Below are 11,852 nucleotides of genomic sequence, written 5' to 3'. Positions count from 1 at the left end.
GACCTTTCCCTCCCGGGCACTGTGAGCTGGCCCTCGCCGCGCCGTCTCCGCCCGGAGACGCGCCCGGCGCAGGACTCGTAGTACTCATGGAGAGTCCCACGGACCAACTGCCGCTTGGAGTCCTCGATGACCGTTCGCCGTGTCGTGCCCGTCCTCCGGTCGGACGCAGTGCAGGAAAGCCGGGAGTTCTACGGCCTGCTCGGTTTCGAGGAGGTCATGAATCACGGCTGGATCATGACGCTCGCCCCGCCCTCCGCGCCGGCCGCGCAGATCAGCTTCATGACGGCCGACCGGACCGCGCCCGTCACGCCGGACCTGAGCGTGGAGGTGGACGACGTGGACGCCGCCTACGCGCTCGTGCGGGACAGCGGCGCGGAGATCGTGCATCCCCTGCAGGACGAGGAGTGGGGCGTCCGGCGATTCTTCGTCCGCGACCCCGGCGGCCGGGTGATCAATGTGCTCGGCCACCGCTGACACCGTCATGCCCGCGACCTCCGGCCCCGGCACGGACCCTGACGGCCCACGCGCGACGGCCGGGTACCGTGGAGGGGTGCCCGAGCTGACGCTGCTGCATGCCGACCATGCCCCTGCCGTCCTTGCCTTCGAGCTGGCCAACCGCGCCTACTTCGCCGCCTCGGTCAGTGATCGCGGCGACGAGTTCTTCGACCGGTACGCCGACCGCCACCACGCTCTGCTGGCCGAACAAGCGGCCGGCATCTGCGCCTTCTACGTGCTGGTGGCCGAGGACGGCTCGGTTCTGGGCCGCTTCAACCTGTACGACCTCGAGGACGGCGACGCCGCACTCGGGTACCGGGTCGCGCGGCATGCTGCCGGCCGGGGCGTGGCGACGGCGGCGGTGGAGGAGCTGTGCCGGCTGGCGCCGGCGCGGCACGGCCTGCGCACACTGCGGGCCGCCGCGGCGGACGAGAACGCGGCGTCCCGGAAGGTGCTGGTCAAGGCCGGGTTCGTCCCGACCGGGCCGGCCGATCCGGCCGATGTGGGAGGTAAGCCGGGCACCTGGTACCGACGCGATCTGGTACCGCCGCGCCAGGGGTGAGCCCGCGCCAGGGGTGAGCCCGCGGTCGGTCGGGCCGACCGAAGGCCCCCCGGGCCCGAACCGACGCGGCGGGTCAGTGACCGAGCCGGTAGTCGAACCAGATCCGGTGCGTGCCGTCCGGGTCGACGGCGATGCCCCCGACGCCCGTGATCCCGGTCAGTTCGCCCGTTCCGCTGCCCGGGACGACGACGAAGTACTCGCTCTCCCGGCTCTCACCCACGGTGGACGCGGCGTGCGCGAAGTTGAAGGAGCCCGCCCGGCCCTGGAGGGTTCCTTCGAAGGACTCCATGGCGACATAGGTCCCCGTGGCGGTGGCCTGGTCGTAGGCGGCGGTGAACAAGGTGGCCGAACGGCCGGCGACCTCGCCTTCATACGACTTGGTCATGGTGGCCACCCCGACCGGCGCCGCGGTCTCGATCGGGGGGCTCGGCACCGCGGCGGGCGTGAAGTCGGCGACTGTGAACGTTCCTGAAGCGCGCATGCCCGGATCGTAGGGCGCACCACTGACATCGACGCCGAGCGGCCCTTCGGGGAAGGGCTCGTCGACGAGCTGCAGCTGCATGTGGCGCCGGCGCCGCGCGGTGACGGACCGAGGCCTGCCGGGGGTCCGGCGGCGTACGGCGACGGCTCGAACCCGGCAGAGTGGTCACCGGGCCCCTCGCCACCCGCCTGCAGTACCGCTCCGTGCAGTGACGTCACCGGGCGGACGTCATGCGTCGGCTGTGGCGGGCTCCTTCTCGGCCTGCGCGGGCGCCGCCGCCTCCGATGCGTCGGCCGCGGTGTAGAACACGGACGACCCCTGCTTGGTGCGCTGCGCCTGCGCTTTGGCGACGAGACCCTCCAGGGTGGTGCGGACCACGGTGACCTTGACGGTGCGCTCCGGGTGCGTCTCGCCCAGGGCCGTGGCGATCTCGGCGGCCGAACGGGGCTCGCTCTGCTGGGCGAGATGGCCGCGGACCAGGTCGACCAGGGTCGGCTGCGCCGTCTTCGTCGCTTCCCCGGGCGCGGTGTCCTTTTTCGCGGTGTCCTTTTTCGCGGTGTCCTTCTTCGGGACGGCCTTCTCCGGAGTTGCCTTCTTCGAGACGGCGCGCTTGCGGGCGGCCGGCTTCTCCGCCGAACGGGCGGGCTGCGAGGCGGCCTTCTTCGACTGGGCACGCTTACGGGTGCCCGACGCGGCGGCGGACTTCTTGCGGGGGGCGGGGACCGTGACGCTCCCGGCGGGCTCGGCCGCTTCGACGGGCTCGGCCGTCCTCAGCGGCGTCGGCGCCGAGTCGATGGCCTGCTGGATGCTGACCAGCACGCCGTGGTCCCGTTCCAGCGCCGTCAACTGCTGCTGCAGAGCGGTGATTTCGGCGCTGAGGCGTTCCTGTTCCTTGGTGTTGCGTTCGAGGTCGGCGGTCACCTGAGCGGTGTACTGAGAGGTGAGTTCGTTGGCGGAGGCGTTCTCGGACATGAAACACACGACCTTTCCTCGACGGGAGGCAGCAGACGGCGGGCCTGCCCCAGTTGCCGCCCCGGCGGGATGTCGCCCCCGGCGGACCGATGCCCACCGTTCATGCGGCGACAGTTCCCCGAATACGGCACTGCTGGAGAGATAGTACGGACAACTGGAGTAAATGGTTCCTCGAGTGTCCAGGCAGACGCTCTGTTCGAAGGCTGCCGCACCCGTCAGGCGGGCTTGCCCAGCGACCAGCCCGCTACGTCCGCGAGCCGGCCGCGCCACAGGGGCATGACGACGGGCCTGCCCGTGCCGACGGCGCCGGTGGCATCGCGCAGATGGATCCACTGGGGCAGCCGTTGCGGGCCGGTGCGTCCCTGCCTGTCGGCGACGGCCTGGTCCACCTCTTCCGGGAAGTGCTTCAGGAGTTGTGCGCCGGGCCCGTCGAAGCTGCGCAGGCTGCGCGCCCACTCCGCCGTCCAGGCCTCGTGCGAGATCAGGTCTCCGGAGAGGAAACCGCCCCCGACGGTGAGTGTGATGGGCAGTGCGGCCTCCGGGTCCTGCCCGATCAGCCGGACCAGCATCTGGAGTTGGACGTCGGGCGCCGGTTCGGTCACGACCGGTGCGGCCGGCTGGTGAAGGGGATCGTGTTCAGTGGTCATGACCTGCGGTCCTCAGACGTCGGGGGCGGGACGAACGTCTCCTGCCCGCACTGTCCGCAGGCATGTCCGAACCCATGTCCGCATGCGTGTACGGATGCGTGTACGCCAACCGTCTCGCCGCTCGCCGCTCGCCGCTCGCCGCTCGTCGAAAGCGAAACCGAGACCCTTCCGCACCCGATGCCGATTTTCGGCCCGGAGAATAATGCGTTCGATATTTCCCCATCGGCCCGCCCGAATACCGCCGGGCGGATTCCGGAGCCGGTCAGAGCCGCAGGACGATCAGGGCGGTGTCGTCCGTGGTGCCGGTGGAGGGCAGCAGATCGGTCAGGAGCGCGTCCGCCAGGGCCTCCGGAGCGCGGTGCCGGTGGCGGGTCAGGGAGTCGGAGAGGCGGGCCAGACCGGTGTCGATGTCCTCGCCACGCCGTTCGATGAGCCCGTCGGTGTACAGGACGAGTCTGCTGCCCTCGGTGAAGGTGAGGTGGGCCTGCGGGCGGGGGAGGTGTTCGGGGCGGGCGGCGAGCGGGGGATCGGTCGCCTGGTCCAGGAAGGTGACGGCGCCGTCGGGATGCACCAGGGCGGGCGGCGGATGACCGGCGCAGCTGTAGGTGATGGTGTGGCTCTTTCGGTCGATGAACGTCGTCACGACGGTCGTCGCCTCGGCGCCCTCGACGAAGCGCGCGTACAGGCCGAGGGCTTCCAGAGCCTGGGCCGGGCCGTCGGCGACCCGGCAGGCGGCGCTCAGAGCGCTGCGCAGCTGACCCATGGCGCAGGCGGCCGCGAGGCCGTGGCCCACGACATCGCCGACGGCGACCGCCAGATTGTCGTCGGGCAGGTCGACCAGGTCGTACCAGTCACCGCACACGTTGAGCGCGCCGACGGCGGGCCGGTAGCGCACGGCCGCCTCGTGCGGCCCGGTCGGACCGGGCGCCGGCAGCATGGCCGCCTGCAGGGCCAGGGCGACCTCGCGCTCGCGGGCGTGCGCCCTGCGGAGGCGTTCGTTGACCTCCTGCAGTTCCCGGGCCCGGGTGTACAGCTCGGCCTCCAGCACACGGCCCCGGGGGCCGCCACCCTTACCCCCGCGGGCGTGGATGAGCTCGGTGACCTCCTCCACCCGGTGCACCACCAGAGCCACCCGCCCGTCCGAGCCGTGCACGGGTGCGTTCACCGGACTCCAGTAGTGCTCCTGCCAGACGCCGGGCCGCTGGGGGTCCTCGATGTCGTAGCGCAGCAGCGCCATCGTGTCGCGCTCGCCGGTGTCGACCACGCGCAGCATCGAGTCCCGGGTCTCCCGCATGCCGGCCGCGGCCGGGTCGTTCGGGTTCTCGGGGAACACATCGAAGATGTAGCGGCCCAGCAGCTGCTCACGGGTGCGCCCGGCCAGCCGGAGGAAGTCGTCGTTGGCGTCGGCGTACACCAGATCCGGGGTGAGCAGCGCCACCATGCCGGGCAGGGCCCGGAAGACCGCCGCATAGTCGATCTGCGGTTCCGTCATGTCCTGCCCGCCTGCCTGGGTACCGAGCGACACTGTGCGTTTCCACCATAGAAGGGACGACGCCTCCGTACCTGGTTACCGCGTCCCGGCATGCCCCGGACTCCCCGGCCGAGCCGGTGGCCGAGGCTGTCCACGAGGTGCCCGGGTGTCGCGGCGTGAGCGCTTCCGGCGGAAACACGCGCGCTCGCGCGTCACGGTTCCGGAATGCCGTGAATTCCCGAGCTCCCCGGATTCCCTGAGTTCTGAAAGCTCCCCGAATTCCTCGAATTTCCCGAATTACCTGAATTCTCCGATTTCCCCCGGATCCCGGGAAACCGGGCGGCGAGGTGTTCGCCCCCGGAACGCGGGTTCAGGCGCCGCTGCGAGGCAGGCGTACGACCTGGACGAAGAAGTCGTCGATCTGGCGGACCGCGGCGATGAACTGGTCGAGGTCGACGGGCTTGGTGACATAGGCGTTGGCGTGCAGCCGGTAGCTGCGCAGGATGTCCTCCTCGGCCGCCGAGGTGGTGAGGACGACCACGGGGATGTGCGAGAGGTCCGGGTCCGACTTGATCGTCTCCAGGACCTGGCGGCCGTCGTACTTGGGCAGGTTGAGGTCGAGGAGGATGAGGTCGGGCCGAGGCGCGTTCGTGTGCCCGGCGCGCCGGTAGAGGAAGTCGAGCGCCTCTTCGCCGTCCCGCACGACGTGCAGGGTGTTGCCGATCTTGTTGTCCTCGAAGGCCTCGCGCGTCATCAGCTCGTCGCCGGGGTCGTCCTCGACGAGGAGGACGTCGACGGGGGTGGCGGAGGGGAGAGTCATGTCAGGCCTTCTTCTCGGTGTGCGCGCCGGCGGCGGACGGGAGGGTGAAGCAGAGGCGGGTGCCCTCGGTGTGGTCGGTGTCGAGCCAGATCCTGCCGCCGTGGTACTCGACGATCTTCTTGCACAGGGCCAGGCCGATGCCGGTGCCCCCGTAGGCGTCCCGGCCGTGCAGCCGCTGGAAGATGACGAAGACCTTCTCCGCGAACTGCGGCGGGATGCCGATGCCGTTGTCGCTGACGGACAGCCGCCAGGCGTCCGGGGTTTCGGGGTCGGGCTCGCAGGTGACGCGTACGTGCGGGGCGCGGTCGGGGTGGCGGAACTTGAGTGCGTTGCCGGCCAGGTTCTGCCACAGCATGGTGAGCAGCGTCGGGTCGCCGACGACCTCGGGCAGGTGTTCCGGCCGGTCGACGCGGGCTCCTGACTCCTCGACCGCGGCCGTGAGGTTGGTCAGCGCCTTGTCGAGTGCATGGTCGAGGGAGACGGGCAACTGGGCGTCGTTGACGCGCCCGACCCGGGAGAAGGTGAGCAGGTCGTTGATGAGGATCTGCATGCGCTTGGCGCCGTCGACGGCGAAGTCGATGTACTGCAGACCCCGTTCGTCGAGCTTGTCGCCGTACCGCTTCTCCAGGAGCTGGCAGAACGAGGCGACCTTGCGCAGCGGCTCCTGCAGGTCGTGCGAGGCGACATAGGCGAACTGCTCCAACTCCGCGTTGGAGCGCCGCAGTTCGACGGCCTGGTCGTCCAGGTCGGCGGCCTGCCGGGTCAGGGCGTCCCGCTGGCGGCGGGAGGCTTCGAGTTCGGCGACGATCTGCTGGCGCATGCCCTCGACGTCCGCCGCCACCGCGGCCAGGTCCACCGGACCGTCCGCGTGGATGACATGGTCGAAGTCGCCTTCGGCCACCTGCCGGGACGCCCGGCGCAGCGCTTCCAGCGGGCGGGTCACGAGCATACGGACGAGGACCGCGAGGGCGAGCCCCGTGAGCAGGAAGACGACCACCATGCCGATCAGGACCGCGTTGCGCAGCTTGCGCTCGTGCGACAGCTCGGCCCGGCCGTCGTGGACGGCTCTGGCCAGGTCCGCGTTCTGGTTCGTCCACAGGGCGCGGAGGTGGTCGAAGGACTCCTTGCCGCGGTCGGCGGTGCGCTGGTCGACGGGCTGGGGCCGGCCCGGGACGACCGAGGCGGCGAGCGGTTCGGCGTAGTCGCTCCGCCAGTCCGCTGCGCTCTGCTCGACCGCCTCCAGGTCGGCGAGGAGCGCGGGGCGGTCGCCGACGAGGGCGCGCAGGCGGGCGGCCGCCCCCGTCTCGTCCCGCTTGCCCCTGGTGTACGGCTCCAGGAACTGCCGGTCGGCAGCGCTCGCGTACCCCCGGACCCCGGTCTCCTGGTTCACCAGGGCCGCCTGGAGGCGGTATGCCTCGGTCTGCGCCGGCTGGATCCGCTGGAGGAGCTGGTCGCTCACCTGTGCCGTGCGGTCCAGCATGTTCGCACCCACCACGGTGCCGACCGCCACCACCAGCATCATCAGCGCCAGGACCAGGTAGAACCACCTCTGCACCGTGAGCCGGCGCCCCGTCCAGGTCCTGGCGGCCGTCACGTCCGTCGTCCTTCGTTCCGACACCGCTCGCCCCACTCGTTCAGTTCCAGTTCAGGTGGACCAGGGCCACGTCGTCGGCCAGGCCGCCCTGCGACTCGGCCAGGGATCCGACCTGCTCGATCAGCCGGTCGACGAACGGTTCGGGCGCCAGACCGGCTCCCTCCCGGGCCAGGGCCAGCAGTCCGGCCTCACCGAGTCGATCGGCGCCGCGTCCGATGTGCCCCTCGAACAGGCCGTCGGTGAAGAGCACCACACCCGCCCCCGCGGGCACCTCCAGCTCCGACACCGGCCAGCGCGCTCCGCCGGGTACGACGCCCAGGGCCGGACCGCCGGGCGGTTCCGCCCACTCGATCCCGCGGCCGGTGCGCAGCAGCAGGCCGTGGTGGCCGGCCCGCACGAGCCGGGCGCGTTCCTCTCCCGGCACGGCGGTGAGGCTGACGAGCGTCGCGAAGACATCGCTGCGGGCGCGCTCCGCCAGCAGGATCTCCTCCAGCCGTTCCACCTGCTCGGCGCCGGTGACGCCGCAGAACACCAGGGTGCGCCAGGCGATCCGCAGGGCGACGCCCAGGGCGGCCTCGTCCGGACCGTGCCCGGAGACATCCCCGACGAGCGCGTGCATCGTGCCGTCGGGACTCTGCACGATGTCGTAGAAGTCGCCGCCGAGCAGTGCCTGCGCCCGCCCGGGAAGATAACGGGCCACGACCTCGACGTCGTCGCCGCGCAGTAAGGGGCGGGGCAGCAGCCCGCGCTCCAGGCGGGCGTTCTCCTGCGCCTGCATCTGACTGGCCTGCAGTGCCACGGCGGCCTGCTCGCCCTGCTTGCGCTGGATCGCATAGCGCACGGCCCGCCCGAACAGCTCGGGCTCGACCCGCCCCTTGACCAGGTAGTCCTGCGCGCCGCCGGCGACCGCCGCCAGCCCGGTCAGCTCCTCGGCCAGTCCGGTGAGCACCACGATCGCCACCTGGTCGGCGTGCGCCTTGACGCGGGACACCGCCTCCAGGCCCTGGGCGTCGGGCAGGTGCAGGTCGAGCAGCACGCAGTCGGGTATCTCGGTCGCGAACACCTCGGCGGCCTCCGCCATCGAGCGCACCCACCGCAGACGCATCTTCAGCGTGCTGTCGGCGACGAGCTCCTCCACCAGCAAGGCGTCGCCCGGGTCGTCCTCGACCAGGAGGACGGACGGCTCCCACCACTCCCACTCGGCGATGCCGTCCCACCGCGCACCCGACGGCAGCTCCGCGTCCCCGGCGTGCGACGACATCATGGTCCCGACCTTCCCACCCGTACGCGCCGCATTTCCCAACGTTATTGTCGAATGACAACAGTCGAGAGGATACCCGTACGGGTGGGGAGGCCCGCTGCGGGCGCACGAAGGCCGCCGAGCCCTACCGCTGGACGCCACCGGAGGGGCGGGCAACTGGCCCTGTTCCTCAGGGTAGTTCGAGAGGAACCAAAAGTGTGCCCGGGGGACCCGGCATCTCGGTTCGGCGTACGGGTCAGGGACGTCCGCGCGCGACCGCGGCCCGCCGGGCCAGCGAGTCGAGGACGACCGCGACGTACAGCACCCCGCCGGTGACGATGAACTGGATCGGGGGTTCGACGCCCAGCAGCGCCATGCCCGAGGCGATCGACTGGATGATGAGCACCCCCAGCAGCGCGGACCAGGGCGAGCCGCGTCCGCCGAACAGGCTCGTGCCGCCGATGACGGCGGCGGCGATGGCGTTGATCAGCAGCATTCCCGAGCCCGGGACCTGGCTCGCCGAGGTGAGCCGTGAGGCCACGAACAGGCCGCCGACCGCCGCCAGGGTTCCCGACACCATGAACACCGCGATCCGCACCCGCGTCACGTCGACGCCCGCCCGCCGGGCCGCCTCCGCGCCGCCGCCGAGCGCGAGGACCCGTCGGCCGTAGGGCGTGCGGCGGAGGAGGAGATCCGAGGCGACGATGACCGCGAGGAAGATCAGAAGGGCCAGCGGCACGCCTTCGAACCGTCCCAGGACGTGGACGGCGGTGAACGTGGTCACCGCCAGGAGCGCGGTGCGCACCCAGATCCGGCTCACCGGCCCGTACGGCATCCCGGCCGCCGCGCGCCGCCTGCGGTCGCGGCTGGTGACGAGGAGGTACGCGAGCGTGGCGAGCGCGGCGAGACCGTAGGTGGCGACGGGGGCGTCGAAATAGCGGCTGGTCAGCGTGGCGACCAGCCCGGTCTCGCTGAAGTTGATGGAGGTCTCGGTCCCCAGCAGGTAGAGCATCACGCCGTTCCAGGCCAGCAGGCCCGCGAGGGTGACGACGAAGGCCGGCACGCCGATCCTGGCGAACGAGAACCCGTGGAGCGCCCCGGCGGCGGCGCCGCAGGCCACCGCGACGATGACGGCGAGCCACTCCGGCATCCCGAGGTTCACGTTCAGCGACGCGAACACCGCGCCGGCCAGACCGGCGAGCGAGCCCACCGACAGGTCGATCTCGGCGATCAGCAGCACGAAGACGATGCCGACGGCGACGATGCCGGTCCCGACGATGTCCACGCTGAGGACGGAGAGGTTGCGCGGTGAGAGGAAGTTGTGGTTGAGGGCCTGGAAGACCGCCCAGGTGACCGCGAGGGCGAGCAGGACGGGGACCGGACCGAGGTCGCCCTCGCGCAGTCTGCGGCCCACCGTTCGGACGTAAGCGCCGAGCTGCTCCGCGCGTCGCCGGCGGCCGTCGGACCGTGAGCCGTCGGGTCGTGAGGCGTCGGGTCGTGAGGCGTGGGACCGTGAGGCGTCCGTGGGCGGCGTGTCGGCGGCGCGCGTCCGTGGCCGCCGCCCCCACCCTCCGCCCCTCACGGCCAGGTCTCTTCCGGGTGGGTGGTGCGCTGGGCGACGGAGTTGTCCGCCGCGCCGGTGATGGAGGAGATGATCTGTTCCTGGGAGGTCGTGTTCACGTCGAAGAGGCCGTTGTTGCGTCCCAGGCGCAGCACGGCGACCCGGTCGGCGACGGCCTTGATGTCGCCCATGTTGTGGCTGATGAGGAGGACTCCGAGGCCCCGGTCGCGCAGCTCCTCGATGAGGTCGAGGAGCTGGCCGGTCTGCTCGACGCCCAGGGACGCGGTGGGCTCGTCGAGCAGGAGCAGCCTGGGCTCGCCGAGCAGCGAACGGGTGATCGCGACGACCTGGCGCTGGCCGCCGGACAGGGAGGCGACCGGCACCCGCACGTCGGGGATCCGGATGGACAGGGTGTGCAGCAGCTCGCGGGTGCGGCGCTCCATCTCCACCTCGTCCAGGACGCCGAGCCGGTGGATCTCCCGGCCGAGGAAGAGGTTGCCGACGACGTCGAGGTTGTCGCACATCGCGAGGTCCTGGTAGACGGTCGCGATGCCCAGGACGTGGGCGTCCTGGGGGCGTCTGATCTGGATGGCGCTGCCCTGCCATTCGATGACGCCGCGGTCGGCGGGTCCGACCCCCGAGATCACCTTGACCAGGGTGGACTTCCCCGCGGCGTTGTCACCCATCAGGGCGACCACCTCGCCACCGCCGATCTCCAGTTCGATGTCCATCAGTGCCTGGACGGCGGCGAACCGCTTGGACACGCCGCGCAGCGTCAGCAGGGGCTGAACCGCCACCGGGCCACCTCCTTCCCGCGTCCGGGCATCCCGCTCACGGAGTGAGTCCGGCCTTGGCGCAGGCGGACCGTAGGTTCGGGGGGCAGATCTGAGCGATGGTATACATACCGTCCTTCACCAGAGTGTCCTTGATGTCACCGACCGTCACCGGGACCGCCGGTAGCAGGACGGCGGGGATGTCCTTGGTGGCGGCGTTGTCGACGGTCCCGGTGGCGATGGACGTCACCGACTTGCCGCGCCCCAGGGCGACGGCCATCTCCACGGCGGCGTCGGCCGCCGGCTTGTAGGGCTTGTAGACGGTCATGTACTGGTCGCCCTCGACGATGCGGCGCACGGCGGCGAGGTCGGCGTCCTGTCCGGTGACCGGGGGCAGCGGTCTGACCTCGGTGGCCTTGAGCGCGGAGATCACGGCGCCGGCGAGACTGTCGTTGGCGGCCAGGACCCCGTCGATGTGGTCCGCGCCCAGGGCGGCGATGGCGGCCCGCATGTCGACGAAGGCGTTCTCCGGCCGCCATCCGACGGTGTCGTAGGACTTGCCGATCCTCACCTTGCCCGAGAGGACGGAGAGCGCCCCCCGCTTGAACCAGCCGGCGTTGGGGTCGGACGTGGCGCCGTTCATCATGACGATCTGGCCGCCGTGGACCTTCGCACCCATGGCCTTGAGCAGGGCGGTTCCCTGCAGTTTGCCGACCTCCGCGCCGTCGAAGGTGACGTAGCCGGAGATCGGGCCCTGCGCGAGCCGGTCGTAGGCCACGACCGGGATGCCGGCCCGGTGGGCGGCCTCCACCGAAGGGCGGAGCAGCTGGGGGTCGACGGCGGCGATGATGAGGACGTCCACCCCCCTGGTGATCATGGATTCGAGCTGCTGTCGCTGCATCGCCGGGTCGGGGGTGGCGGCGAAGGCCCTCGGGCAGCTCGGGCACAGTTCCCGGAGCTTCTTCTCGATGAGGGGCTTGTCGAACTGGCCGAAGCGGGAGGCGCCGCCGCCGGGGAGCAGCAGGCCGACGGTGGGGCTGTCGCCACCCCCGCTCCCGCCACCTCCGCCACCCCCGCCTGCGGTGCAGGCGCCGGCCAGGGTCAGGGCGGCGGCGATCGCGACGGCCGTGGACGCACGGGCGCGGGACCTGCCCTTCACGGCCGGAAGGCCGACACCGAGACCCATCTTCGGTTCCTTAGGGATTGTCCGGTTCCGTCACGAAATGAGTATCCGCT

Annotated in this window: 12 protein-coding genes; 2 read left to right on the top strand and 10 right to left on the bottom strand. The window is 71.3% G+C overall.

Annotated elements, in window-relative coordinates; all coding sequences use genetic code 11:
- Positions 1-126: 126 nt before the first annotated feature.
- Both BG482_RS07090 and BG482_RS07085 read left to right on the top strand, forming a co-directional pair.
- Positions 127-474 carry a VOC family protein gene (locus tag BG482_RS07090; RefSeq protein ID WP_069768001.1) on the top strand — a complete coding sequence of 116 codons (348 nt, stop codon included), beginning with the start codon at positions 127-129 and terminating at the stop codon, positions 472-474.
- A 76-nt stretch (positions 475-550) separates the two neighbouring features.
- Positions 551-1,057 carry a GNAT family N-acetyltransferase gene (locus tag BG482_RS07085; RefSeq protein WP_069768057.1) on the top strand — a complete coding sequence of 169 codons (507 nt, stop codon included), beginning with the start codon at positions 551-553 and terminating at the stop codon, positions 1,055-1,057.
- A 73-nt stretch (positions 1,058-1,130) separates the two neighbouring features.
- On the opposite strand, the gene BG482_RS07080 is transcribed toward BG482_RS07085, so the two are convergent.
- The 10 genes from BG482_RS07080 to BG482_RS07035 form a co-directional block, all read right to left on the bottom strand.
- A complete protein-coding gene (locus tag BG482_RS07080; protein WP_069768056.1) occupies positions 1,131-1,538 on the bottom strand; it encodes a DUF3224 domain-containing protein in 408 nt (135 codons plus the stop codon).
- A gap of 228 nt (positions 1,539-1,766) precedes the next feature.
- On the bottom strand, positions 1,767-2,510 hold the full coding sequence (locus tag BG482_RS07075; RefSeq protein WP_069768055.1) for a hypothetical protein: 744 nt from the start codon (positions 2,508-2,510) through the stop codon (positions 1,767-1,769).
- 215 nt (positions 2,511-2,725) lie between these two features.
- Positions 2,726-3,157 (bottom strand): hypothetical protein, encoded by a 432-nt coding sequence (locus BG482_RS07070; protein ID WP_069768000.1) that lies wholly within the window; start codon positions 3,155-3,157, stop codon positions 2,726-2,728.
- Positions 3,158-3,419: 262 nt separating this feature from the next.
- Positions 3,420-4,649, bottom strand: coding sequence for a PP2C family protein-serine/threonine phosphatase (locus BG482_RS07065; RefSeq protein WP_069767999.1), 1,230 nt, complete (start codon positions 4,647-4,649; stop codon positions 3,420-3,422).
- Positions 4,650-4,998: 349 nt separating this feature from the next.
- Positions 4,999-5,448, bottom strand: a complete 450-nt coding sequence (locus BG482_RS07060; protein ID WP_069767998.1) for a response regulator — start codon at positions 5,446-5,448, stop codon at positions 4,999-5,001.
- Between the two features lies 1 nt (position 5,449).
- A complete protein-coding gene (locus tag BG482_RS07055; RefSeq protein ID WP_069768054.1) occupies positions 5,450-6,970 on the bottom strand; it encodes a CHASE3 domain-containing protein in 1,521 nt (506 codons plus the stop codon).
- Positions 6,971-7,082: 112 nt separating this feature from the next.
- On the bottom strand, positions 7,083-8,306 hold the full coding sequence (locus BG482_RS07050) for a PP2C family protein-serine/threonine phosphatase (protein ID WP_079141642.1): 1,224 nt from the start codon (positions 8,304-8,306) through the stop codon (positions 7,083-7,085).
- A gap of 232 nt (positions 8,307-8,538) precedes the next feature.
- Positions 8,539-9,696 carry a sugar ABC transporter permease gene (locus BG482_RS07045; RefSeq protein ID WP_069767997.1) on the bottom strand — a complete coding sequence of 386 codons (1,158 nt, stop codon included), beginning with the start codon at positions 9,694-9,696 and terminating at the stop codon, positions 8,539-8,541.
- Between the two features lie 164 nt (positions 9,697-9,860).
- Entirely contained in the window at positions 9,861-10,640 is a 780-nt protein-coding gene (locus BG482_RS07040; RefSeq protein WP_176741320.1) for an ATP-binding cassette domain-containing protein, read from the bottom strand.
- A 34-nt stretch (positions 10,641-10,674) separates the two neighbouring features.
- Positions 10,675-11,802 carry a sugar ABC transporter substrate-binding protein gene (locus BG482_RS07035; protein WP_069767996.1) on the bottom strand — a complete coding sequence of 376 codons (1,128 nt, stop codon included), beginning with the start codon at positions 11,800-11,802 and terminating at the stop codon, positions 10,675-10,677.
- Positions 11,803-11,852: the final 50 nt, after the last annotated feature.

This window comes from Streptomyces sp. LUP30 (assembly GCF_001746365.1).
In the GTDB taxonomy this organism is placed as follows: Bacteria; Actinomycetota; Actinomycetes; order Streptomycetales; family Streptomycetaceae; genus Streptomyces.
This window is presented reverse-complemented; position numbering and strand designations above follow the sequence as displayed.